The sequence below is a fragment of the Pseudonocardia sediminis genome (assembly GCF_004217185.1).
Taxonomy (GTDB): Bacteria; Actinomycetota; Actinomycetes; order Mycobacteriales; family Pseudonocardiaceae; genus Pseudonocardia; species Pseudonocardia sediminis.
Window position 1 is genome coordinate 4,632,360 of the sequence record NZ_SHKL01000001.1, and the last position, 23,125, is coordinate 4,655,484.

Consider the following 23,125-nt stretch of genomic DNA (forward strand, 5'->3'; position numbering starts at 1 on the left):
CACTCAGATCGGATCACGCAGATGCTGAGTGTGGGGTTCGGCCACGACGTCCACTACCTCACTGCCAGCGTCACGACGGGTCGCGAGTCTTACTACACGGGAGCGACCGAGGCCGGTGGTGAACCGCCCGGTCAGTGGTACGGCTCTGGGGCCGCGCTTCTGGGGCTCACCGGTGAAGCCAGCACCGAGGCGGTGGAGGCCGTCTACCACCGCCTCCAGGACCCGCGAAACCCGAAAAACACGTTGGGGGCGGCGCACAAGCACTACCGCACCCCGGTGGAGATCCACCGACAGCTGTTGGAGGCGGAGGGGGCGGTCACCCCGGAGCGCCGGCAGGAGCTGCTGCTGCAGGCGGAGGGGCAGGCGAAGCAGGCGGTGGCGTTCACGGACGTGACCCTGAACTGCCCGAAGTCGATCTCCGTGTTGGGGGTGGCGCTTGAACGTGCGGCGGTGGAGGCGGAACGCGGCGGCAGGGAGGAGGAGGCCGCGGGGTGGAGGGTCCAGCACAAGGCGGTGGAGGAGGCAGTGCTTGCTGGCTCTCGCGCAGCGATCGACTACCTCGAGGAGGTCGCCGGCTACGGGCGGGTGGGGAAGCACGGGGCGGGGGCGGATCGTTGGCAGGACTCCCACCAGTGGGTGGCGTCCCTGTGGCTGCAGCACGACACCCGTGACCACGACCCGCACCTCCATGTGCACGCCGCGATCCTGAACCGGCAGTTGTGCGCGGACGGCCAGTGGCGGGGCCTGGACAACATGGCGATCAAGCTCCACCGGGCCGGGGCGTCCGCCATCTCGGAGCGGGTCATCGAGTCGATGCTTGCGCAGACGTTGGGGATCCGGTTCGAAACCCGTCCGGACGGGAAGGCCCGGGAGATCGTGGGCATCGACCAGGATGTGATGGAGATGTTCTCCAGCCGCCGCCGCGCGATCGGGCCGAAGGTGGACGAGCTCGTGAAGGCGTTCCGTGAACGTTACGGGACTGAACCGAGCCCCCTGCAGCGGACGCACTTGTCGCAGCAGGCGACGTTGGCGACCCGACGGGCCAAATCGCATGACGGCGAGTCGTTGGCGCAGCGGCTGGATCGGTGGGAGCAGATGACGCAGCACCGGTTGTCGACGGGGCTGGCGGGTGTGGCGGACGCGGTGTTGTCCGCACGGCAGGACGCTGGGCCGGTCGCGACGTGGTCGTCGGAGGATGTGGTCCAGCGGGCGATCGCGAAGGTCGCGGTCGGGAACGCGGCATGGACGCGTTCGGATCTGATGCGGGCAGTGTCGGACTCGTTGCCGGGGCATCTGGGGCTGGACCCATCGGAGGTGCGCCCGCTGCTCGAGGAACTGACCGATATCGCCCTGGCGGAGACTCAGCGTCTGACCCCGACCCCGGACCTGTCTCTGCGGCCGGCGGAGCACCTCCTCGCGGATGGTGGTGACGTGTACGCGCGGCCGGGGAGCGCGAAGTTCTCGGCCCCTGGGCAGATCCCGGCGGAGGAGCTGCTGAGAGAGGCGGCGGTTGAACGGGGCGCGATGGCCGTGTCGACGGCGGAGGCGGACGCGCTGATCCAGCGGTACCGCGACCACGGCGTAGACCTAGGCGCAGACCAGGAGGCGGCGCTGCGTGGCGTGTTGACATCGGGCGCGATGGTGGAGGCGATCAATGCACCGGCGGGGGCCGGTAAGACTGTGGTGACGGGGGCGCTCGCGCAGGTGTGGGCGGAGCACGGCCGGGCGGTCCTGGGTTTGGCGCCGAGTCAGGTGGCCGCGGACGTGATGGCCGACGAGGGTGTGCCGGCGGTGAACATCGACCGGTGGCTTCACTCGGCGGATGCCGGTCTTCGGCACGGGGATGTCGTGGTGGTGGACGAGGCGGGGATGGCGTCGACCCAGCATCTGGTGGCGGTTCGGGAGCGGTGCCGTGAGGCGGGGGCGAAGATGCTGCTCGTCGGTGACCCGCAGCAGTTGGGCGCCGTCGGCCCGGGTGGGGCGCTGCAGGACATGACGGAGCGTGCGAAGACCTACGAGCTCGCGGAGGTGCGGCGGTTCTCGCAGCCGTGGGAGCGGCACGCGTCGCTCGGGCTGCGTGACGGGTCGGCGGCGTGTCTGGACGAGTACGACCGGCACGGCCGGATCAGGGGGTCGGGGACGCAGGATCAGGCGGAGGCGTCGGCGATCCGGGCGTGGCTGGCGGACACGCTGGAGGGGAAGCAGTCGCTGCTGATGGCCGGGTCGAACGAGGCATCGGAGCGTATGGCGGGTGCCGCCCGCGCGGAGCTGGTGCGGCTCGGCAAGCTCCCGGAGGAAGGGGTGCGGCTGGGCCGGGACGGGAACACGTGCGGGGTGGGGGATCTGGTGCAGGCCCGCCGGAACGGGTGGCATCTGGCGTCGTCGTCGGGGGTGCCGATCAACCGGGCCACCTACCGCGTGCAGGAAGTGGAGGAGGACGGATCGCTGGTGGTGTCGCCGGTGCTGGGCGACAAGCTCGGGGACCCGGTGAAGTTGCCGGCCGACTACGTGAACCAGCACGTGAGTCTCGGCTACGCGGCGACGGTGCATTCATCGCAGGGCCGGACGGTGCATTCGACGCATTCGGTGGTGTCGCAGGCGTGGTCGACCGCGCTGACGTATGTGGGGATGACGCGCGGCCGGGAAAGTAATACCGCTTGGGTGGTGACCCGCCCGACCCCGACGGATTCCCCTGCCGGTCAGGCGCAGGAGGTTCACGACCGGCCCGCTCGCGCCGTCCTGGCGGAGATCTTGGAGCGGGACTCGGTTCAGCGGTCGGCGTTGGCGGAGCGGGACTCGCTGGAGGCTGAGGCGCGGTCAGAGTTCACGGTCGTCGGCCAGTTGATCGACGGGGTGTCCCGGTCCACGGCGGGCCAGACTTCGACGCTCCTGGACCACCTGACGGCGTCTGGCGCGATCACGGAAGAACAGCGTCGGGACTTGGCGCAGGACGACGCTATGGGCGCGGTGGAGCGGCTGCTGCGGTCCGCTGAGGTGGCGGGGCACGACCGGCAGGATCTGCTGGCGGATGCTCTCGCCGGTCGGTCGTTGGCGGGGGCGCGTTCACCGGGGCAGGTGCTTCACCACCGCCTGCATCGTGACCTGCAGTTGGATTCGACGATCGGCTCGTTCCGGGACCTGATCCCTCGGCAGGTGCAGGACCATCACCGGGCGTGGTTGGAGGATCGGGCGGAGGCCGCGGATGTTCGGCGGCACGAGCTCGGCGCTGAGATCGCCCAGGATCCGCCGGTGTGGGCGTTGGAGGCGCTGGGGCCTGTCCCGGAGGATCCGCTGGAGAGGGCGGGTTGGGAGGCGAAGGCGGGGTGGGCCGGCGCGTCCCGGGAGATCTCCGGGTATGACTCGGAGACCGACCCGTTGGGTCCTGCTCCCCCTGCGGGGTTGGCGGAGAAGCACACGATCTGGCGGACCGCGCACCAGCATCTTGGGCTGACCGATCGGGGCCCGGAGGAGGGGCTGCTGTCGGACGGGTTGTTGCGGCAGCGGGTGGCGGCGTTCGAGCGGGAGCAGAACTGGGCGCCGGCGGTTGTGCGGGAGGCTCTGGCGGCTACGTCGCGGGCTGCGGCGGATCGTCACGTGGACGGGGTTCTGCGGGAGGCGCACGGCGATGACACGGCGGTGGATGCGGCGGCGGAGTCTCTGGTGCTGGCCGAGTCGGCGAAGGGCCTGGATGAGGCGGATCGTGCCCGGCAGGCGTGGTTTGAGCACGTCGCGGAGACGCGGGAGCACGCGCTGCGGGCTGCCGCCGAGTTGAAGGCTCGTGGTGTGGATGTGTACGACGAGTCGGGGAAGGTGACGGCGCGGGAGTGGCTGGACGCGCACCGGGAAGCGCAGGAGGCGGACGAGCGGGGGAAGCCGATCGACCGTCTCGCCGAGGACGACGTCACCGAGGTTGTGCCGCTGGACGAGTCGCAGCCGATCGTGGAGACGGCGGTCCCGGATGTGCGGGACACGTCGGAGCGGCACCCGTCCGAGGACGTCGACGACGACACCGTGGCCGGGATGGAACGGACCCGGGAAGCGGTAGCTCGGGCGCAGGACGCTTTGGACGAGATCCGGCAGCGGGAGAGCCTGGACGAGTCCGACTACGAGCCGGACGCGGTGGAGTACGAGCCGGACGTCGACGAGCAGGACTTGGTGGACGTGTGGGACTAGGAGAGGTCGGCGAGGGCGGCCCAGCGGGCGGCCTGTCGTCGTGCCTTGTCCTGCATGTCCCGGCGTTCTTCCGCGATGGGCGGGAGCGGGTGGTCGTCGACCATCTCCGCGTACAGCTGCTCGGCGGTGACCACGGTGCCGTCGGAGTTGCGGCGCGGGATCTCGATGGGCGCTGCGGCGAAGCCCATCAGCCACGCCAGAACATCCGCACGGCCCGCCTTCTCCCGGTCGGTGTTGCGCTCCGGGAGGGCGTCGGTCATTTCGTCGCCGGCCGCTTCCCGGGACACGGGCCAGCCGCACGCCCAATCAGCGCCGTCCCACACCCCGCGGGTGTAGTCGTCGCGGTGGTGCTTGGTGATGGTGAGGAGGTCCCGGACCTGCTGGTGGTCGGGGGAAACCCACGTGGGGATGGAGTGGGCTCGGGTGTCCATGCGTCGAGTGTGCGGTAGCGGGGATAACGGCGTCTAGACGGCAGGAGTGGGCGGTAGAATCGTTGTGCCTGCCGGGTACGCGCGTCGGTGCTGCCACCGTCTCCGTTGAATCGGTCCGCCCCCGGAGGACGCTGGTAGCGAAAGAGACCCAAGGGGTTTCTGCGGGGCACCGCTAGCCGCCAGTGAGGAACCCCCGTTGGTTCCGGTCGGCCCCTGCCTTGAGCCACAGGCTCACTGGTGGGGGCCGAACTGCTCTCGCGACCACCTCTCGCGCATCCGCTCATCGGCGCAGAGCGAACCCCACTTCACCGGCCCAGCGGTGAACGCTGCCATACCGACCGCGTAGACGAGGACGGCTGCGACGTTCTGACCGTCGTAGAGGAGGACCGTGAAGACGGCCATGACGAGGACACCGAGGGCGATCGTCAGGACGAGTGCGGTGCGGGAGGTCATGACGCCTCCTGTTCCCGCGCCTGCTCGACCAGGGCGTCCAGCATCCGCATCAGAGGCTCCGCCCGCTCACGGCGGTAGCGGCGGAACTGGACGTTGCAGACGATCTCAGCCACGACGGCGTAGACGACCACGAACACGAGCGCGGCAGCGGCCATCCACGCCAAGGGGAGCAGATCAGCCCACGTCGGCCAGATGTATCCGGTCATGGCGCCTTCCCTACCGAGTTCGGCCCGAGGTGACGGCACAGCAAGTCCACCACCTCCGACAGCATCAACGGGTCAGTGCGGCCAGAGTCAGGGCGCCACAACCCGGGAATGACGTCAGGATGTGGGAGGGCGACGAGACGGCGCTGAGGGTGCTTCTGAGATCGCCCTCTGGCGTGCTCCGTCATCCTCATCTCCTCCCCGTCTCGCCGGCGTCCTGCGTCCAGTCCACGTTTCCGCGCTCGTCGGGCCATACGGGGCGGATCCAGCCATCAGGCAAGACCAGTTTCCTGACTGCGGTGTAGCTGTCGACCATCAGAATCGCTCCATGCGATCCGCGTAGACCGTAAGACTCGGAGCCGTCACGGTTCAGATGGTTGACCCGCATGCCCTGACGTTCGAGGTAAGCGACCGTTTCGGCTTGTGGATCGAGTTTGGGCGTTGCCGCAGCTGCGGGTCGTTGCTTGCGGCGAGGCCCGATGCAGAACCACAAGTAGCCGAGCATGGCGGGCGCGCACAGCAGGAGCCCGACATAGAGCATCCACATCAGGTGCTCTTGGTTGGCCAGGACTGGGTAGCCGATCAGGAACACTGGCAGAGCGAACAGGGCAGCCATGGCGGCGAAGGCTGTCAGCCACCCCTTGGCGGCCTTGTTCCCGGTCTCTGTCACGACGCTCTCCTCACCCGGGGGCGGAAGTTCGCCCAATGCCACGCCCGCTGGCCGTTGTCCTTCTTGCAGCCGTCCTGGCAGCGGTAAGCGACCGGAGGGCGAGCCGAGGACCGCACAGTCCTCCCGACCTTGTACGCCCTGCCCAGGGCGGCGCGCTCCGAGTCGAAGCGCTGCTTCCGGCACGTCATGCCGCTGCCCTTTCCTGTGCGAGAGCTGCGTTGACGATTCTCCGCCAGAGACGACCAGATGGGGACGATGCATCGCTGATCGGGCCAGCGGTCGCGTTATGGCGCTTTCCCGGCCGGGATGGAGGGCGGGCGGTGGGCGGCCGTCATCACGGCTCGGCCGGCACTGGCGGGTCCAGCGCGTCAGCCTGCCGACGCAGATTCTCCGCCTCTCGTCGAAGTGCCAGAGCCCGCTCCTGGTCCATCGTCCGACCGCCGTGCGGGCTGACGCGTTCGGTTTCATCGACGGCACCGGCTCGGTCCAAGATTGCGCACACCTCGGAGATGCTGCGGGGCTTCTCCTGGCGCAACGCGTCGAAGAACTCGGGCATCTGGTTCAGGACGTCCCATGAGTCTCCGAAGATGCGGAGCTGCAGAGCCGATGACCCGCCATCGAAACGACGACACACAACGCTGAACTCCCAGACCGCTCCGCCGCCGTCGTAGGAGGCAGAGACCATCACGGAGTCATCCTGGCCGTTGTGCGTGACGCTTGCGTGCCAGGCCTCTTGGGGCAGGAAGTACGTCAGGGCAGAACCCTCAGGCAGGTTCATGATGTCTCCTCGGTAGGGGTCGCACGACGCCAGCCTTGTCCCGGCCGCCGCAGGTTCTCCACCTCGGACCGGAGGTAGCCCCGTCGTTCGGTGATTCCGTAGCGACGGAGTGTGGATCGGACGGACTCGGGCTGGATGCCGAGATGTTCGGCGACCTCTTCCCGGGTCATGACTGGCTCTTTGTCTGGCACCCACCCAGCTTACTCCGCCAGGGGAGCAACGTCCATCGGGTCACGACGCGAACAGATGGTCACGAGCGACAGCGGTGTGGACGATCACGCGGTCGCCACCACCGGCAGAGGCTCATCGGACAACACTGCGATGGGGTCCACTCCCAGCGCTTCACACATGACGTTGAGATCGTCCACAGTCAGGTAGCCACGTCGACCGCTTTCCATGTTGGCAATGACCGACCGGGACATACCGCAGAGGCGTGCCAGGTCATCGGCCGATAGGCCGCGGATGCGGCGGACGTGCTTCAACCGAGCGATGGCATCGGCGCTACCTAGTGTCCCCGTCTTCGTCAAGACGCCCTTCTCTCTGCTCGTGTCCCGAGCCAGCCGTTGGGGTGGTCGGTGCCAGCCTCTCGGACCCACTTCTGTGCCCGGTCGGCTAGTTGGCGCGGAGTCAGGTTGTCGCACCTGTGACCGAGGGTGTAGCCCATCGCGTCCTTAGCCTTGTCGCCCACTTCGAGACCTGCGGCTTCCATAGTGGCAACAGCGGCCGAGACGAGGTACTGCACTACGGCGCCTCGGTCGTCCGACTCCGGTAGCCATCGCGGTACGAAGATCTTTCTATCCGTCGTTGAGCCTGCGAAATGACGGCCGCTCACAGCGTTACTAGAAGTACTGGTCTTGATAGAAGATGGTCTCGTTCGCTGGTCTTGTTCGTGTGCATCACCTGCACCGTCCCCATGCATGTCATGCACGGTCCCCCCGTGCACCTCCTGCACTCTTGCTGGTTCGTAGCCACGACCCATGTCGCGCAGGTGATAAAGGTTCGACGTCTGCCGGTTCGACTCCTCGTCGCGCTGATGCTCGATCTTCCAGACTCCCGCGTCGGCCCCCGCCTTGATCGCGGACGCGACGGTGCGGACGGAGAGGCCGGTGTCGCGGGCCAGCGTGGCGCGGGATGGCCAGACGGAACGGGTCTTGCTGGCGTACGTCGTGAGGGCGACGTAGACCAGCTTGACGTGGGGGTGGAGCGTCGGGTCGCGGAAGACGGCGGTCTCGACCATGCCGAACGCCACCCCTCCTGACGGATGCTCTACGACGGGGGCATTGCTAGAATCCACTTGTCGACCTCGACTCGACCGCGCCCCGGGCCTGCTACCAACAGGTAGTCCGGGGCATCTCTTATTGGGGAGCGCAGCACCGTTGCCGCTACCCCGGATACTACCGCTTAACCGCCCGGAGATCGAACCGTTCAGCAAGGCAAACGCGCAGGTCGGCGCACCATTCGATGGTAGAATCGGGGCATGGATGAGCGGCCCACGACAATCGTCGTACTTGGCTCCGGGCACGGGCCAGAACGGGTCCGAGCGGAGGCTAGACTCACCAATTGCGACCGACTCCAACTGGTCATGGTCATTGACGATCCGACAGTCGCAACAGCCTCCGATGCCGAAGCCCTCGCCACTCAGGAACTGAACCGACGCCAGGAGACCGGGATCCGATGAGCGCATCCGAGATTAGCGACAGCATGGTCGTCTACGCCGCAGACAAGCGGCGAGCCAGCCCGGACCTGCTCGTGGACCTGTGGCTAGCTGAACGCGCTGGCGTACCGCGCAGCGCGGTCGCTGAGGCGGTCGAGCGGGCAGCAGAGCGAGGTTTTGTGGAGCGGGGCACTTCGGCCGGCACGTGCTGGCCGACTCCGGCCGGTCTCGCGATGCTCTCGTCCGTCACCTCTGCGGCCCGTGAGCGTGGCGGGATCATGACGGGGACAGTCATCGTCACTGGTTCGTCGTGACCGCTCTATGGCGGGCCTGGCTAGCGAGGACCGACCGGTGATCCTGGACAACTCCACCTGCCCCTGCGGCCAAGAACGGAGCAAGCGATGAGCGACACCGGATGGACCGAGCCTCACGGCGACGGCTGGAAGGTCCGAGACGAGGTCCATGCATGGCGCGTCTGGCAGACGCAGGAGATCCCGCCTCTCAACGGCATCTCAGCCCAGAGGTACTACTTGAATGACGTGATCACAGACGAGGATCAATGGACCGCGTCCGGCTACCTCACCAAGGACAGCGACGGCATGATCGTGGACGGCACACCAGAGCCCGAGGCCAACTCGTGAAGGCCCACCTAGGCCACCTCTCCCCCGCTGACGTCGACTCCCGTGTCTCCGCTGTACTGGCGTCCCTCTCCCCCACCGAGGACGTTCTTCGACGCGAGGTGGAGTCCGGTACCGCGTGTGTGTGCCGCCGGGATGCGTGGCGGGAGATCCGGGGGTTGCGGTGGCTGGCAGGGGAGGACGAAACGTGAACGGCACCGCGAGGCGACTCGACCCGAGCGACGACGGGACAGTGATGGTCGTCGGCCCCACACCGTCCGTGGAGCGCGCGGTCCTGTGCGGGCAGAAGGTGTTGGAGTACCTGCACTGGGCCCGCCGCGACTTCAGACGGGTCTGCATCCTCCCGGTCGATGAGCGCGTCCCCGTCTGTCCCGAGCATGGACCGCGAACCGCAGTAGAGATGCCAGGAGGAGCAGTGACCGACAGCGACGCCCCGACGTACAGCCGAAAGGGCCGGACGGTGCCGCCACCGGTCCACGCTCCGTTCACGCCCGAGCAGCAGGCCGCCCTGAACCGCTACCAGCTTGCCGGGGTGATGCACCCGTTCACGTGCCCGCATTGCGACGGGTCCCCGTCCCTGCTCGCGTTCGCCGAGTGGCGGTGCCCGTGGTGTCCCTACACGCAGCACTGGGCACACGAGTTCATGGCGACCGATAAGGCCGTTGAGCCGTCGTGGCGCCGCTCGTCTTCCTCCTGACGCCCTTGCCCACCACCCCGCCTACGCTCCCTCGGTGGCCAACGAGAGTCCCCAGCAGCGCCGTTCCCGCCAACTCCGGGAGGACCGCGACAGGTGCCGGGAGGCAGCGCAACGGTTCCGTCACCGCATCGCGCAGGGCCGCTACCGCAGCCTCCCGGACTCGGACGGCGACGACCTCCTCTATTTGGCCGCCGTCCTCGACTCGGCCGGTACGAGCCTGTCGGAGCTCCCCGACCAGATGTACCGGGACGTCCTGCACGCTGTGCGCCGGCTATTGGACGACGGCCCGAAACGCGGCGACGTGGACCCGATCACCCGCGGGGACGGGCACTAGGTCTGTTCGGTGACCCCTTCGGGCTGCAGCACGATCCTCGCCCCGTCGGCGGTCTCGTGGCCGGGGTCGCGCACCACTTCCCCGTCGACGCGCACGTAGCCGCCTTTGAGGTGCTGGCGCGCGCGCTCGTCGGACAGGCCGATCGACCCGGTCAGGCGTTCGATGATCGTCACGCGGGAAGCGTAGACACACAGAAAACGGCCCCGCCCCCACCCATGTCAGGGCGAGAGCGGGGCCATTCCCACACCGGCGGACCGACCGCCTCCACACTTCTGATGATTCAACACCCGGCACCGCAACGACTGGGCGGCGCACACGACACACATGGTGTGACGACCTCGCCGCCCCCGGGCCACCCCCACAACCAGCCGCCGCCCCAGCAGTGGGGCCCGCCACCCAACTACCAGCAGCCCCACTACGCGCCCGCCCCACGCAACGGGCTCGGTATCGCCGCCCTCGTTCTCGGCATCTGCGGGTTCCTGTCCGGGCTGATCCCGTTCTTCTTCTGGTTCGCGCTCATCGCCGGCGTCATCGGCCTGATCCTCGGGCTGGTCGGATTCTCCCGCACCCGCAAGGGCGTCGCCACGAACAAGAAGACCAGCATTGCTGGTGTCGTCCTGTCCGTGCTGTCGGTGGCGATGGGTATCTGGGGTGCGGTGATCCTGTTCCAGGGCCTCAACCAGCTCGCCACCGACCTCGGCGCCCCCACCAACACCGCGCCCGCCGCTGTCGCACCGGCCGGGCAGATGCAGGACGCCGACGGTTTGCAGCTCACCGCCGAACCGTTGACGGTGGAGGACTCGTACGGCACCGAATCGCTGTGCACCGCGGTGTCCTACAACAACACCAGCAGCTCACCGAAAACGTTCAACATGTTCGACTGGCAGCTCCTCGGCCCCACCGGCGCCACCGCCACCCCGGGGATCGGCGGCTCCGGCGACGCCCTCAACTCCGGTTCCCTCGTCCCGGGCGGCACCACGGAGGGCACGGTGTGCTTCACCGGCGCACCCGCGTCCGGGGAGTACCGGGTCATCTACTCGCCCGCGAACACGGTGTGGACGCAGACCCGCTGAGCCTGCGTTCTGGCCTCGGGCTGTGCGCCCGCGCGAGGTTGTCACGCACCTGCGGGCGCGCATAGAAAACGAGCCCCCACCACCCGACATGGGCGGTGGGGGCTCGTCTGTTGTTCACGCTGTACCTGCGGGTCCCGGCATAACACAACTTATGCCGCCGCGACGGAGAACCCGTCCCACCGGTTCGTGGTGTTCGTCGCGGTGTTGCGGAATCCGCATTTCGTGAGCGCGCCGTACTTGGTCTGGTCCCCGGCCGACAGAGTGTGCGTCAGCCGCAGCACTCCGTTGATGTAGACCAGGATCAGGTTGCCGCGGGCGACGACCCGCACCACGTAGTCCTGCCCGTTGGTGAAGGTGAACGGCGTGCTGGTCAGGGTGGAGGTGGCGCCGCCGTCGGTCTTGTAGAGGGCAATCGCGGCCCCGCCAGCGTCGAGGAACACGCCCAGCCGGTTCGAGTCGTCGGAGGCCCGGAACAGCAGCCCTGCGGTGCCGTTGTAGGTGATGACGCAGGTGGCGTCGAGGTCGGCCAGTCCGGTCTCGACGAACACGTTTCCCGACGCACCCGACACCGGCGCTGCCTTCTTCCCGGTGATACCCCACGTGCTGGAGGTGGTCCAGGTAGCGGCGCCGGCCTCGGTGGCACCCATGGTGGTGGTGCTGTCGGGGCGGTTGAACGAGTCGCTGACCTGCGGGCGCGGGTGCGCTGCACCAGGCAGCCCGAGCGCGGTCATCATGGTGTCGGCCATGAACGCGTGCCCGGCTTCCTCCATGTGCACCAGGTCGGACGCGAACAGGTCCAGCGGGTCCGCGGCGGGAGTACCGGCGGCGCGCATGGTCCGGGACAGGTCGATGAACGCGACGTTGTCGGGGTCGGCGGCGGCGAGCTCGTAGAGCGCCTGTCCGTACAGGTCCCACGGGTTCGCCGGTGAGGCGACGTCGCCCCGGTTGTAGGAGTGGACCAGCACGTGCACGCACGGCCCCGTGATCAGTCCCTTGAGTGAGGTGATCTGGGCCGCGACGTTCGCCTTGTACGTACCGAGCGCCATCCCGTTGGCGTAGTCGTTGGACCCGATCATGTGAATGACGGCGCGCGGGTTCAGCGACCCGATCCGTTCCCGCGCAGTCTGGCCGAGGTAGGTCGATGAGTCCGTCCCGGAGGCGCCCGCGTTGTAGCCGTGCACCCCGGGCGCCGGGGATGGGGCGGCGTACGCCTCGTTCACGGTGAGCACGGCGGGCTCGGCGAGGATTCCGGACTGGTAGCCGGCCTGGAGGCGGGCGGCGAGCTGGTTGACGTAGCGGGCGCCGGGGTTCGTGATCAGGTAGCCCTCGGTGGTGGAGGAGCCGACGAACACGACTCGGCAGGGTGTCACGCGGCGGGCGGCGAGCCCGGCGCGGAGCTTCCCCAACGCGGTGTTGTTCGCGGACAGGAACGCCTGCCCGCCGAACCCGTTCAGGTAGTAGGGCGTCCACATCAGGCGACCAGCTGCTTCACGTGCTTGAGGCCCTGGCCGTAGGCGCGGACCTTCACCGTCAGGTTGATGTTCGTGCCGCCGGAGCGGGTGATTCGCAGGACGCACTTCGGATCGGCTTGCCCCGCCGTGACGATCGCGGCGGTCATGTTCCCGCCGGACGCGACGTCGGTGCCGATGGTGACCTGCCCGGGATCCTGCCCGTTCGCGTTGGCCTCGATGAGCCGCTTGAACAGGTAGGCGTTCGCGCTGACGCTGTCGACGCCACCGGTGATCTCGACCTCGACGAACCCGCGGCCGTACTGGGTGAACCCGATCTCGAACAAGTCGATGGGGGTGGTGGTCGAGTTGATGAACAGGGTGGTCTCGAACGTGTTGTCCGACAGCGGCGGGTAGCCGGAGTTGTCGAAGAACCACGGGTAGGTCGTCTCCGACGGCCACTTGTTCCGGCCGAAGTCCATCTTGATGACGGCCTCGCCGCAGCGGATGCCGTAGTCGTAGACGCTGGTGCCGGAGTTGCCGATCACGGCGCCTTCGCGGACCCGCTTGAGCCGGATCGCGGTGCCCACGTCGTTGATCGTGTTCGCTGAGCAGTTGAAGCTGTAGATGAAACTGCTCTGCGCGGTCTCGATGCCGACGGACCCGGGCACGAAGCTGGCCAGCTCGTTCGCGGTGATCGTGACCTTGTCGATGTTCCCGGCGTTGCCGCTGATGAGGATGCCGTGCTCGGTGAAGTTCTCGATGCTGTTGCCGACGATCGGGAACACCGAGGTGCTGGTGAAGTCGGCGATGTCGAGGTGGATGCCCTTGGCCAGGCGGGCGGTGTTCGGCTCCCCGGTCTGCCCGAACGCGTTGATCTTGTTGTTCTGGAAGCGGACCCCGCCGCCGGACCGCCAGTACACGGCCGTCCCGCCCGGGGTGGTGTCGCGGAACTTCCCGATGTGGTTGCCGTAGATCGCCTGGTCGCCGTGGTCGTTGCTGCTGTCGTGCGCCAGCAGCAGTCCGTAGTGGGCGAACTCCAGGATCTTGCAATCGGTGATCGTGTAGTACTCGCCTTCGAGGCACTCGACGTTGTTCCAGAACCCGATGACCATGACCCGGTCCAGGGCGCAGTGGGTGACCGCAGCGAGCCGGATCCCGGCGCCGGCGGTCGCGCGGGAGGTCTGCCAGGCGGCGTGCTCGACGGCGAGGTCCTGGACGACGGAGCCGACGCCGGACAGGGTCAGTGCCACGCCGGTGGTGGGGGTGAAGTTGATCCGGGATCCGCCCAGGCCGTACATGGAGCCGTGGCCGACACCGACCAGCTTCACCTGGTTCGCGCACGTCAGCCCGGAGGTGACCCGGTAGGTGCCGGCCGGGAAGAACACCTGCCCGCCAGCGGCGGGGACGGCGGCGAAAGCGGCCTGGATCGCGGCTGTGTCGTCGGTGGTGTCGTCGCCTTTCGCGCCGAACGACTTGACGTTCAGCGAGCCGAGGGAGACCAGGGCGTACTGGCCCGCGCTGACCAGCCGTACCGCATGATCCCGGCCTGTGGCGGCGCCGGTCTGATCAAGGTCGGTCGCGTCGGCGAGCTTCCCCGTCGGGATGGTCGGCTTCGACGTCACCGACCCCCACGGCACCGTCGGCGCGTCAGCCGTACCACCGAGGATCCGGGATCGACCCTTCACGCTCGTCGTGGCGTCCGGGGTCGCGGCGGCGGTCAGTTCGTCGTTGGTGGCGTACTGGGTGAACGGGTCGGACTCTGCCTTCAGCGCGGTGACCGCCGCGCTGATCCCCGAGGTGGTCTCTGTCTTGGTGAAGTAGTTCGTCAGGTTGACGGTGCCGCCGCCGGACACGTTGGGGGCGTCGGAGAAGTCCTGCAGCGACGTGAGGTAGACGGCGTCGCGCTGCGTCCCGCCCGAGCCGACGATCGCCTGGGTGACGTTGTCGAACCGCAGCTGGGTGGCCTGGGCGTGGTCGACGGACACGAACCACGTCTGGACGACTGTGGCGCCCTTCTTCAGCGTAATCTTGTGCTGCCGGCCGGTGGGGCTCAGGTCGGTGTCGGTGTCTGAGACGACGTCCACCCACACGTAGCCGTCCGTGATCGACGGGGTTAGCACGTCCGGTTCGGGGAAGATGACCCGACGCGAGGTGTTGTCCTGCAGCCGGGACTGGGAGGACTGGACGGTCAACGTGTAGCCAGTGGCGGGGTTGCCGTCGTCGTCTACCATGAACGCCACGAGGCGACAGATCGACCAGTTCGCCGGATATGCCATGTCAGCTGACTCCGATCGCGGGGCGTGCGGTGATCCGGCCCGAGGAGTCACGGGTCATCGCCGGCTGGGTGTAGGTCTTCGTCCCGGAGCTGGCCGCGTAGGTGACCGTCCAGGCGTTCTCCGCTGAAGGGGTGGTGGTGTCGGCGGCGACGAGCGTGTAGACGCCCGCAGTCCCGTCCGGCCACACCACAGGAGCGGTGGTGGCGGCTCCGGCGCCGTTGCGGGTGATGGAGCCGGTCGCCATCCGCAGCGGCTCACGGGCCGCGTACTTGGCGAGCTCGTCGGTGAGGACGTACTGCGGGTGCGGGTCCGGCTGGGCGACGTGCGCGGCGATCGTCGGCGACCCCTGCACCGGCGCAGCGGAGAAGTCCTCGAGCTGCGTCAGCCACAGCGCGGGCATCGCCGACCCACCCGACGAGGCGATGGTGCCGTCCACGTTGAAGTTCATGGACGCGGCCGTGGTGTGGTCGACGGTCACCCACCACGACTGGATCTCGGTGGCCCCGTTGAGGAGAGTCACTTTCGTCTGCCGCTGTGTTCCGCCGGACGTGAAGTCGGTGTCGGTGTCGGAGAGGCGGTCGACGTAGAAGTAGCCGTCGGTCACGTTGGGGATGACTTCGTCGACTTCGGGGAGGACGAGTCGGTGTGACACCGAGTCCTGCAGCCGGGACGAGGTGGAGATGAAGCGGAGTTTGTAGCCGACGGGGAGCGGGTCGTTGTCGTCGTCGGTGAGGTAACCGACGACGCGGCAGCGGGACCAGTTGGCAGGCAGAACCACGGGTCAGCCCTTCCTGATGGTGCGTCGGGGACGGGCAGGCGTCTCGGGCGGGGTTGGGTCCGCTGGGGGCTCCACGGCCGTCTCAGCCGCCTCAGCGGCCGGTTTCGGGGCCGGTTCGCCGCGGCGGGTCGACACCTCGCGCGGGAACTCGGCGCGGGACGGGGCAGCAGCCTTGAACGGCAGCTCTGGGACGGCGCGCTTCAGAAGGCAGCCGCCGTACACCAGCCCCCACGCGCCGGCCATGTCGTGGGCGAGATGAGTGGCGCCGGTGTCGTCGACGAACTCCACCGGCCAGATCGGATCCGGCAACGTGCTACCTCCGGGCATGAGGAAGCCCCCGCCGGGGATGTGGCGGGGGCTTGAGGAAAAAGCGGGTCAGGAGAGGGCGGGCCTAGACCGTGGTGACGGTGGTGCTGGGCTCCGAGGCGGTCGGGCGGTAGGAAACCTGCACCGGCGGGACCTCCTGCGTCCGGACGAACATCGCCGACACAGCGGCGGCCAGAGTGATCGCCACAACCTGCTGTTCCGGGGTCCAGCCCAGGCCGAAGGAGATCCCGACCGCGACTGCTGCCTTGACCAGCCCGAGGGCGGCGGCGGAGATGCCGTCCGACCGGAGCACCGCAGCAGTCACCAGGCCGAGCACGGCGACGACGCACGCGTTGAGCACGCCCTGCTGGTCGACGGTGAGAGGGAAGACGAACAGCGACAGGACCTGGATGACGGCGGCAGCCAGGGCAGACCAGAGGGCGGGTTCACGGCCGAACAGCTTCACTGCGGGTTCCTTTCGAGTGGTTCCCGGCAGTCGCCCGCCGGACGAGGTAGGCGAAGACGTTCCGCCAGAATCGGATGAGGGCACCGGTCATGGCGCCGGCCGCGATCCCGGCGGCGAAGATGGCCAGGACGGTCACGACGAGGGGCAGGGTGATCACGGGTTACAGCTCCCGGACCCGGGCCTGTTCGGTTCGGCGCTTGTTCACGGCGTCACGGACGGCCAGGACGACAGCGGTGGGGATGAGGCAGGCGCAGAGGGCGGGAAGCCACAGGGCGGCCGACCAGACCACTACTTGGCCTTGGCTTCCAGTGCGAGAGTCCCGCCGCGAGGGGCGTCGAGCACGATCCCGATCTGCGTGGTGCCCGACGGGAGCTCGGTCCACCAGCGCTGCGAGTGCCCGTTCGCGAACGACGCCGACACGGGGAAGTTCTTCAGCCCGCCCGTGTCGGACTGGGCGTAGATGGTGCCGGTGACGTTGGCGCCGTTCCCGACGATCGACACCCAGGAGCGGGCGATGAGCTGGGATGCGCTGCCGGTGGGGACGATGAGCCGGAAGTCGTTGCGGCCCGCGGCGAGGGGCGTGTTGTCGAGCACTTCGATGTCCTCCGGGATGGCGGGGGCGGAAACAGGCGGAGTGGCGGAGGCGGGGGCCGATCCCCCGGCGAGTTCGCGGAGCGCGAGAGCGGTCATCGCGTCGGCATCAGCCGGGGAGCCCATGAATTCGTAGTGCATCGCGTCGGCCTTGCCGCGGGTCCCGTTCGAGCCGTAGTTGCCGCCCCACGCGAAGCCGTAGCGGTTCCACAGCAGCGGCATCCACACGGGCATGTCGGTTCGGCGCGGCCGGACGTAGGGGTTCGACTGCCAGTTCAGGTCGACGGCGAGGCCCCACGAGTGGTTCGACGGGCTGTTCGTGCCGGAGATGGCGCGGCAGTTGTAGCCGCCGCAATGCCCGGACTTGAGCCGGTAGCCGCGCTTCTCGGTGGCGTCCATGAGGAGGTCGACGAGGCGGGCGATGCGCTTGTGGACCGACACCCTGACCCCGGACAGGTCGGCGGATACGGTGGCGGTCCCGGCTGCCTTGGCGCCGTTGCAGGACGGCCAGCCGGCGCCCCAGCCTCGCTGTGCCGCGGTCTTGGAGTAGTCGGTGAGGTCGATGGCCATCAGGCGTTCCCGGCGTCGATCGCGGCCTGGTCCCGTTCGGTGGGTTCGGACGCCCACCCGTCGGGGAAGCAGTCGGGCGCGTCGTCGGTGTCGGTGATGCGCGGCCAGTGGGGGTCGGTGGCGGGGTCGGTGTGGACGTAGCCGTGGTCGGTCGGCGGCTCGGCGGACTCGGTGGGGGCCGGGTCCTGCTGGTGGTCGAGTACGCCGTCACCGTCGAAATCTGCGTGCCGGGACACGGGGACCTCCCTGCTGGGGTTGAGAGCGTGACGCCCGCCCATCCCGAACACCGCGAACAAAGCGTCATGAAGAGGAGTCATCGGGTCCGGGACATCACGGGGGATGACAGTGGGAAGCGGGAGCGTGGGCGGGTCGGTCGAGGCGTCCCACACGATCTGGGAGCGGGGATGGTCCGGGACCGGGAAACGGCGGATAGGCAACGGCTCGCCCCCGATCCGCGAAGAGAGAGGGCGAGCCGCTGGTCTAGTTGTCCGAGGAGACGGTGTCCTCGCGGTCCCACTGGTCGGCCCACCACTCCGACTCAGTCATCGGACTGTCAGTGCTGACGTCAGTACTGACACCGGGACGGAGACGGGACAGGACGGGTCTGGACGGGGAAGAAGGTTCAGCGGACTCTTCACTGACTGCCTTCGGACACCTCTCCGGTAGACACTCGGTGTGGTCGCCCCGGATGTGCAGGCGACTCCGCCGCTTCTCGGCTCGCTGCCGTTCCTTGCGGCCCTCGTCGCGCAACGACGGCGGTGGAACGTGCTCCTCGATCTTCGGCAGGGTCACGGCGCCATCTGTGCCGACCTCGATCAGCCCGGCTGCTGCGAGCACGCTCATCGCGGTCACGGGGTCGGGGAGATCGGAGCACCGTCGAGCATCAGCCGCGCGGATTTTGCCGTCGTAGCGGGAGGTCCGGGAGCAGAACTGTACGAGGCACAGGTAGTGCCAGCGGCAGTCGTAGGGGACGTCATCGAAGACGGGTCGGTCGGTCCAGCCGTCGTCCAGGCGGGTCCAGGTCATCGGACCACCCGCCACGTCGGCAGGGCATTCGGGCATGGGCTTGCTAGCCTCGTCATGGCGACTCTCGCTTAGTCGTCAGGGTCGGGGCGCATGCCGTGAGAAGTCTGCGCCTCGGCCCGTTTTTTCTTGGGGAACGGACCCCTTGATCTTACCGCTTATCCGGCTGCCGATCGAGCCGTCTGGCGCGGTATTCGCGCAGGTGAGCGCACATTGTTGCGGTAGACTTAGAGGATGAAGATAGCCGTCGTCGGGGATACGCACGGAAACATGACGTGGTTACGAAACGACGTCATCCCGTACGCGCGCGACAGTGGCTGCGACCTTATCTTGCAGGTCGGCGATTTCGGCTTTGTCTGGCCTCAGGGCGCCTACGAGAACCAGGTGAGCAAGCTGAACCGTCTCCTAGATGGAGCAGGTCTTCGGCTGCTCTTCCTGCCGGGCAACCACGAGGATCACGCGAAACTTGCGCGGTTTACTGAGACCGCCAAAGTGAATGACGATGGGCACTATGTGCTCAGGTCACAGATCGCCTACACCGGACGTGTCTCATCGTGGGTCTGGGAAGGTCGCCGTCTTGCCGCGGTGGGTGGCGCGGTGTCGATTGACCGCGAGTGGCGCGTCCAGCAGCAGCGGAGGAGTCCCCGTCGGACTGCCATCTGGTGGCCCGAGGAGGTCCTTAGCCCCGAGGAGGTCGACGAAGCCAAAGCGTTTGGGACGGTAGACGTGCTATTCACGCACGACGGCCCGTCGGATTTTCCCGAGGGCGGGCTCAAGCCCGATCTGGACTCCACCGCCAACAGGCAGCGGATGACTGATATCGGCCGCGCTTTACGACCGCGCATCTGGTTCCACGGGCACTACCACCAACGCGTCACGTACGGATTCCGTCACGACTACGGGACCTGCGCGGTCCACTGCCTGGACTGCGACTACTCGCCGCGATCCAAGGGAGTCGAGATCCTTGATCTCTCTACTGCTAGATCCCAGGTCTAGCTGGATCCCTCGCTCCCTCGCTCCGTCTTCCCGGTCCCGACAGTCTTTTCGGGGAAGCTCCGGGACCGGGAGACGGAGCCGTACCTTCACCCCCGCCACGGGAGGGGCACGGCAGACCTAGGCGTAGCGGGCGCCAAGGGTCATCGCGCGAGCGACGGCCCGCTGAGCCTCACCGACCGCCTCGGTACTGGATATCTGCACAGAGATGTTTCCGACCGTCACCGTGTTGGGGTTCTCCCGGAACGCAGCCGTCGCGGCGCGGGAAGCCACGTAGGCGGAGACGCTCAGCCCCTCACGTGCAGCGGCCTCAGCGATCCGCGCATAGTCGTCCTCGCTCACTCGGGAGCAGAGGATCCGGTTGCGGCGCATCAGGCTGCGTCGTCGGGCTGGGTCTCCACCGGCTGCGCGGGGTCGGCGACCGGCTCCACCGGGGCCGGGTCCGACGGGACCTCGGGCAGCGGGTCCGGGGTCGACACCTCATCGGTCTGATCGAACTGGCCCACCACACCGTCGTAGGCGTCCTTCACCGCGACAGCCGCAGCGGACTCGGCGACATCCTCGCCCTTCAGCGACGCGTTCTCCGACCGCAGCGACGAGTTCTCCGCGAGAAGATCCGAGATCTTCGGGCCGAGAGTGTCCCGCAGGCCAGCCGCAACATCGTTCAGAACCTGGCTCGAATCGGCCATGACTTGCTCCATCTTCATCTGTCGATTACGAATCGCGACGACCACCTCGTGGGTCGCCCACGTCTTGGCTTGCACGTCGCTGAGGACACGGCGGGGCAGGAACAGTCGGTCGAGCCAGCTCATCGGCGCGCCTTCCTCAAACGGTCACGGTGCGCCTCGGTCAGCGCCGGAAGGTCCAGCCGGCGGATGAGACTCCCCCGCTGCCTCGGGACCGGCAGAGCCCTCGGCCGGGTCGACGACGCGAACGGCCCGAGTGCGGCGAGGTTCCGCCACATGTGCGCGTCCGACTCCGCGAGAGCGACCCGCTGGGACGGCGTCAGAGCCGCCTTGTCCCGACGGTCCAGCGGCACATACCTGGGGCACACCCACCTGCCGTGTTCACCGCAGTCCTCGCCACGGCGGTGGTGCTGGTGCGCATCCCAACCGCACCCACAGACACAACGCGCACGGATCACGGCGCCTCCTGACAGTCGTAGAACGAGACGCTCGAACAGGCGGCGCAAACGGTTCAGGGCGAGCCCGGGATCGGGGCGGTCATCACGCGGTCCACCAGCCGAGCCATCCGGCTCCCCCGTTCCAGCCGGTAACCCACCTCGGCGTAGAACACGAGCTCGTCGTGCAAGTACTCGCCCACCACGTCCGGGAACACCGTCTTCGCCCTCGTCGCTGCGGCCCGGATCCGCATCGCGTCGTGGTAGGCCAGAACCGTCGGCGGGTCCTGCGCGGCCGTCACAGGCTGCGGAGGGAGCGGGCCCATAGACGGCGGGGAGAAGTGCGTGGCGTACGAAGACATCAGGCGGCAGAACCTCCCGGGTCATGGCCGGACAACAAGTCAGGGAACCGGTGCAGCTCCGTCACCACCGGGCAGTTACCGCCCGTCGGGCACCCCAAAATCAGGGCGTGGAGCCGCTGGAAATCCCGGCGCAAGTCCTGGATCAGCTCGTGGTCGTTGTCGCGGTCACGACGGATCTGATCCGCGTCAGCAACCACCTGCCGCAACTTCTCGTCCGCAGCGTTCGCGCGCTCGTTCGCCACCGACGCCGACTTCTCCGCCGCCGTCATCCGATCAAACGCCGACTGCGACATCTGCAGGTGCAGGCCACCGACGGCGATCGCCGCCTCCGTGCCCGTCTTCCCCGCCTCAGCCCCAGTCTTCGTGGCCTCCGCAGCGAGCTTCTTGTTCTCGTTCGGGAACTTCCGCCACAGCAGAATCCCGCCGAGGATCGCGACAATCCCGCCACCCACGCCCATCACCTGCGACACCACGCCCATGACGGCGGCGAACACGGCTACTCCCCGTCCGGGTCAGAGATCACCGGGGTGGACTCGACGCCGACCGTGACCAGGGTGTCCAACTTTCGGAGATCGACGTGGATCTGACGGATCCGTACACCAGAGGCGATCGCCAGGCCCAGGAACACGGAGCCGGCCGTCGCCCCAGCGGGACCGGACGAAGCGAGAGCGGCGGGGAGGAACGCGCACAGCGGCCAACCCATGCCGTACATGGCGACCCGCTCCACCTGCAGCGACCGGCGAAGCGAGATCGGGCGCAGCAGCGGGGACAAGTGGACGCGCAGCAACGCGACCTGCCGCAGCCGGGAATCTCCAAGCCGCGGGCACGTCACCGCCCACAACCCGAGCAGCGCGAACCCGCCGACCAGCGCATACCAGGCCGCGGACGCGAGACTCCCCCACGCCAGGTCGATAGCCGCCGACCGGAGCTGCGGGCCGACGAGACCGAACACCCCGATAACGACGCACGCGATGAGGACGGCGACCTCGAACGGGTGCCTACCGTCCCGGACGACCAGCGCGGGCCGGGTCACTTCGATCCGTACTCGAGCGCCTGCGAGATGTGCCAGAAGCCGACACCGGCGAACACGACTGCACCCCAGTAGGAGGCGACGGGGTTGGCCTCGGCTGACTGGAAGAACCACAGCGCCACGAGGCCGTGCATAAGAGCCCCGATGAACAGGGCGACCATCACGGTGCGCCGCCCGATCGCGGCTGACACGAGGAGAGCCACGGCACCGAGGACCAGCAGGGTGCCCCACAAGCGGATCCCGCCGACCTCGCGCATCGTGCTGAACGACGCGGCCGACGCCCGAGCGTCCCCACCGAGAAGCAGAGAGATGCCGAGGGCCGCGGCGAGAGCGGTCGCGGCGAGATAGGCCCGGCCGAGACCCGGGAAACCCCGCCACAGGTGGGTGATGTCCGTGCGCTGCAACCTCACCGTTCACCCCCGTACTTCGTGCTCGTGCCTACTGCGGTCGTTCACACTTCTGGTTGGTTAACGACTAGCGGTCGTCACCGGATACGGCCTGGCTCGTTTACGCGACCCTCTGCAAGGTCAGGAACGACGGCGGATACAGGCTCGACGCGAGGATGTTGGACGAATTCTGCGCCCACACCAGCTGCAGCGTTCCGGCAGCCGACGGGCGGAACAGGCCACGCGGGCAGGCGACGGTCACCAAGCCGCCCGAACACCCGAGCGCGATGGTGTTCCCCGCACCGATCGCCGTGACACCGACGGTCTGCAGAGACCCGGCCGTGGTCATAGCCGTACCGGAAGCGTCCATGCCGTTGGCGCTCCACAGGATCGACGCCATCGCCGGGCCCGTGAACCCGATCTTCACATCCGAGATCGTCGGACCGTTGTAGCGGATCAGGCCGTCCAGTAGATACGTCGCACCGGCCGACACCGAGAACGCCATCCCTGCCGCGTTGACCGGGGTTGTGGACGCGACCACATCGGCCTGCGACGCGAGCTCGACGTACCGAGTCAGGCCCGGGGCGTCCCCCGTCGGCAGGTCGTCGGCCGGGATCGTGTCCCCCACCGGCATCTCCCGCAACTGCCCGCCGATCAACACCAGCGGGT

Annotated in this window: 31 protein-coding genes; 7 read left to right on the plus strand and 24 right to left on the minus strand. The window is 68.1% G+C overall.

What is annotated here, in order from left to right:
* Positions 1–21 precede the first annotated feature (21 nt).
* On the plus strand, positions 22–4,173 hold the full coding sequence (mobF, locus tag EV383_RS21415; RefSeq protein WP_130291570.1) for a MobF family relaxase: 4,152 nt from the start codon (positions 22–24) through the stop codon (positions 4,171–4,173).
* Here the strand turns inward: mobF and EV383_RS21420 are convergent.
* The 7 genes from EV383_RS21420 to EV383_RS31325 all read right to left on the minus strand — a co-directional run bounded on the left by EV383_RS21420 (position 4,170) and on the right by EV383_RS31325 (position 7,945).
* Complete coding sequence (locus tag EV383_RS21420; RefSeq protein ID WP_130291571.1) at positions 4,170–4,604, minus strand: hypothetical protein; 435 nt, start codon at positions 4,602–4,604, stop codon at positions 4,170–4,172. The two genes, mobF and EV383_RS21420, sit on opposite strands and share 4 nt — an antisense overlap.
* 231 nt (positions 4,605–4,835) lie before the next feature.
* Positions 4,836–5,057, minus strand: a complete 222-nt coding sequence (locus EV383_RS21425; protein WP_130291572.1) for a hypothetical protein — start codon at positions 5,055–5,057, stop codon at positions 4,836–4,838.
* Positions 5,054–5,263: a hypothetical protein gene (locus EV383_RS21430; protein ID WP_130291573.1), complete on the minus strand. Its 210-nt coding sequence runs from the start codon at positions 5,261–5,263 to the stop codon at positions 5,054–5,056. Before EV383_RS21430 ends, EV383_RS21425 begins: the two co-directional genes overlap by 4 nt.
* A gap of 187 nt (positions 5,264–5,450) precedes the next feature.
* Entirely contained in the window at positions 5,451–5,930 is a 480-nt protein-coding gene (locus EV383_RS21435; protein WP_130291574.1) for a hypothetical protein, read from the minus strand.
* Positions 5,931–6,264: 334 nt separating this feature from the next.
* A complete protein-coding gene (locus EV383_RS21440; protein WP_130291575.1) occupies positions 6,265–6,708 on the minus strand; it encodes a hypothetical protein in 444 nt (147 codons plus the stop codon).
* Positions 6,709–6,983: 275 nt separating this feature from the next.
* On the minus strand, positions 6,984–7,235 hold the full coding sequence (locus EV383_RS21445; RefSeq protein ID WP_207223616.1) for a helix-turn-helix domain-containing protein: 252 nt from the start codon (positions 7,233–7,235) through the stop codon (positions 6,984–6,986).
* Entirely contained in the window at positions 7,232–7,945 is a 714-nt protein-coding gene (locus tag EV383_RS31325) for a helix-turn-helix domain-containing protein (protein WP_165438441.1), read from the minus strand. The genes EV383_RS21445 and EV383_RS31325 overlap by 4 nt, the downstream gene beginning before the upstream one ends.
* A 437-nt stretch (positions 7,946–8,382) precedes the next feature.
* Here EV383_RS31325 and EV383_RS21455 point away from each other — a divergent pair, with 437 nt between their 5' ends.
* The 4 genes from EV383_RS21455 to EV383_RS21470 all read left to right on the plus strand — a co-directional run bounded on the left by EV383_RS21455 (position 8,383) and on the right by EV383_RS21470 (position 10,031).
* The gene (locus tag EV383_RS21455; RefSeq protein WP_130291577.1) at positions 8,383–8,676 is read left to right on the plus strand and encodes a hypothetical protein; all 294 of its coding nucleotides are present in this window, start codon (positions 8,383–8,385) and stop codon (positions 8,674–8,676) included.
* Positions 8,677–8,763: 87 nt separating this feature from the next.
* Positions 8,764–9,003, plus strand: coding sequence for a hypothetical protein (locus EV383_RS21460; protein WP_130291578.1), 240 nt, complete (start codon positions 8,764–8,766; stop codon positions 9,001–9,003).
* A gap of 184 nt (positions 9,004–9,187) precedes the next feature.
* The gene (locus EV383_RS21465) at positions 9,188–9,697 is read left to right on the plus strand and encodes a hypothetical protein (RefSeq protein ID WP_130291579.1); all 510 of its coding nucleotides are present in this window, start codon (positions 9,188–9,190) and stop codon (positions 9,695–9,697) included.
* A 34-nt stretch (positions 9,698–9,731) separates the two neighbouring features.
* Positions 9,732–10,031, plus strand: a complete 300-nt coding sequence (locus tag EV383_RS21470) for a hypothetical protein (RefSeq protein WP_130291580.1) — start codon at positions 9,732–9,734, stop codon at positions 10,029–10,031.
* On the opposite strand, the gene EV383_RS31330 is transcribed toward EV383_RS21470, so the two are convergent.
* Positions 10,028–10,204: an Hsp15 family protein gene (locus EV383_RS31330; RefSeq protein ID WP_165438442.1), complete on the minus strand. Its 177-nt coding sequence runs from the start codon at positions 10,202–10,204 to the stop codon at positions 10,028–10,030. The genes EV383_RS21470 and EV383_RS31330 overlap by 4 nt on opposite strands.
* Positions 10,205–10,360: 156 nt before the next feature.
* Between EV383_RS31330 and EV383_RS21475 the strand changes: the two genes are divergently transcribed.
* Entirely contained in the window at positions 10,361–11,104 is a 744-nt protein-coding gene (locus EV383_RS21475; RefSeq protein ID WP_130291581.1) for a DUF4190 domain-containing protein, read from the plus strand.
* Between the two features lie 149 nt (positions 11,105–11,253).
* On the opposite strand, the gene EV383_RS21480 is transcribed toward EV383_RS21475, so the two are convergent.
* From EV383_RS21480 to EV383_RS21515, 9 genes are all read right to left on the minus strand, one after another.
* Positions 11,254–12,576, minus strand: coding sequence for an SGNH/GDSL hydrolase family protein (locus tag EV383_RS21480; protein WP_130291582.1), 1,323 nt, complete (start codon positions 12,574–12,576; stop codon positions 11,254–11,256).
* Positions 12,576–14,786, minus strand: a complete 2,211-nt coding sequence (locus EV383_RS21485) for a glycosyl hydrolase family 28-related protein (RefSeq protein WP_130291583.1) — start codon at positions 14,784–14,786, stop codon at positions 12,576–12,578. Before EV383_RS21485 ends, EV383_RS21480 begins: the two co-directional genes overlap by 1 nt.
* Before the next feature lie 46 nt (positions 14,787–14,832).
* Complete coding sequence (locus EV383_RS21490; protein WP_130291584.1) at positions 14,833–15,609, minus strand: hypothetical protein; 777 nt, start codon at positions 15,607–15,609, stop codon at positions 14,833–14,835.
* 3 nt (positions 15,610–15,612) lie between these two features.
* Positions 15,613–15,897: a hypothetical protein gene (locus EV383_RS21495; protein WP_130291585.1), complete on the minus strand. Its 285-nt coding sequence runs from the start codon at positions 15,895–15,897 to the stop codon at positions 15,613–15,615.
* A 103-nt stretch (positions 15,898–16,000) separates the two neighbouring features.
* Entirely contained in the window at positions 16,001–16,381 is a 381-nt protein-coding gene (locus EV383_RS21500; protein ID WP_130291586.1) for a hypothetical protein, read from the minus strand.
* On the minus strand, positions 16,362–16,538 hold the full coding sequence (locus EV383_RS31335; protein WP_165438443.1) for a hypothetical protein: 177 nt from the start codon (positions 16,536–16,538) through the stop codon (positions 16,362–16,364). Before EV383_RS31335 ends, EV383_RS21500 begins: the two co-directional genes overlap by 20 nt.
* 131 nt (positions 16,539–16,669) lie before the next feature.
* Complete coding sequence (locus EV383_RS21505; RefSeq protein ID WP_130291587.1) at positions 16,670–17,542, minus strand: M15 family metallopeptidase; 873 nt, start codon at positions 17,540–17,542, stop codon at positions 16,670–16,672.
* Positions 17,542–17,778: a hypothetical protein gene (locus EV383_RS21510; protein WP_130291588.1), complete on the minus strand. Its 237-nt coding sequence runs from the start codon at positions 17,776–17,778 to the stop codon at positions 17,542–17,544. Before EV383_RS21510 ends, EV383_RS21505 begins: the two co-directional genes overlap by 1 nt.
* 244 nt (positions 17,779–18,022) lie before the next feature.
* On the minus strand, positions 18,023–18,568 hold the full coding sequence (locus EV383_RS21515) for a hypothetical protein (protein WP_130291589.1): 546 nt from the start codon (positions 18,566–18,568) through the stop codon (positions 18,023–18,025).
* A gap of 231 nt (positions 18,569–18,799) precedes the next feature.
* On the opposite strand from EV383_RS21515, the gene EV383_RS21520 reads away from it, so the two are divergent.
* Complete coding sequence (locus tag EV383_RS21520; protein WP_130291590.1) at positions 18,800–19,561, plus strand: metallophosphoesterase family protein; 762 nt, start codon at positions 18,800–18,802, stop codon at positions 19,559–19,561.
* 117 nt (positions 19,562–19,678) lie between these two features.
* Here the strand turns inward: EV383_RS21520 and EV383_RS21525 are convergent, their stop codons facing one another.
* The 7 genes from EV383_RS21525 to EV383_RS21555 form a co-directional block, all read right to left on the minus strand.
* Positions 19,679–19,930, minus strand: a complete 252-nt coding sequence (locus EV383_RS21525; RefSeq protein ID WP_423213656.1) for a plasmid mobilization protein — start codon at positions 19,928–19,930, stop codon at positions 19,679–19,681.
* The gene (locus EV383_RS21530; RefSeq protein ID WP_130291592.1) at positions 19,930–20,370 is read right to left on the minus strand and encodes a hypothetical protein; all 441 of its coding nucleotides are present in this window, start codon (positions 20,368–20,370) and stop codon (positions 19,930–19,932) included. The genes EV383_RS21525 and EV383_RS21530 overlap by 1 nt, the downstream gene beginning before the upstream one ends.
* A 385-nt stretch (positions 20,371–20,755) precedes the next feature.
* Positions 20,756–21,040: a hypothetical protein gene (locus tag EV383_RS21535; RefSeq protein WP_130291593.1), complete on the minus strand. Its 285-nt coding sequence runs from the start codon at positions 21,038–21,040 to the stop codon at positions 20,756–20,758.
* A complete protein-coding gene (locus EV383_RS21540; RefSeq protein ID WP_130291594.1) occupies positions 21,040–21,534 on the minus strand; it encodes a hypothetical protein in 495 nt (164 codons plus the stop codon). Before EV383_RS21540 ends, EV383_RS21535 begins: the two co-directional genes overlap by 1 nt.
* 2 nt (positions 21,535–21,536) lie before the next feature.
* A complete protein-coding gene (locus EV383_RS21545) occupies positions 21,537–22,073 on the minus strand; it encodes a hypothetical protein (RefSeq protein WP_130291595.1) in 537 nt (178 codons plus the stop codon).
* Positions 22,070–22,474, minus strand: a complete 405-nt coding sequence (locus EV383_RS21550; RefSeq protein WP_130291596.1) for a hypothetical protein — start codon at positions 22,472–22,474, stop codon at positions 22,070–22,072. Before EV383_RS21550 ends, EV383_RS21545 begins: the two co-directional genes overlap by 4 nt.
* Positions 22,475–22,577: 103 nt before the next feature.
* Positions 22,578–23,084: a hypothetical protein gene (locus tag EV383_RS21555; RefSeq protein ID WP_130291597.1), complete on the minus strand. Its 507-nt coding sequence runs from the start codon at positions 23,082–23,084 to the stop codon at positions 22,578–22,580.
* Positions 23,085–23,125 lie beyond the last annotated feature (41 nt).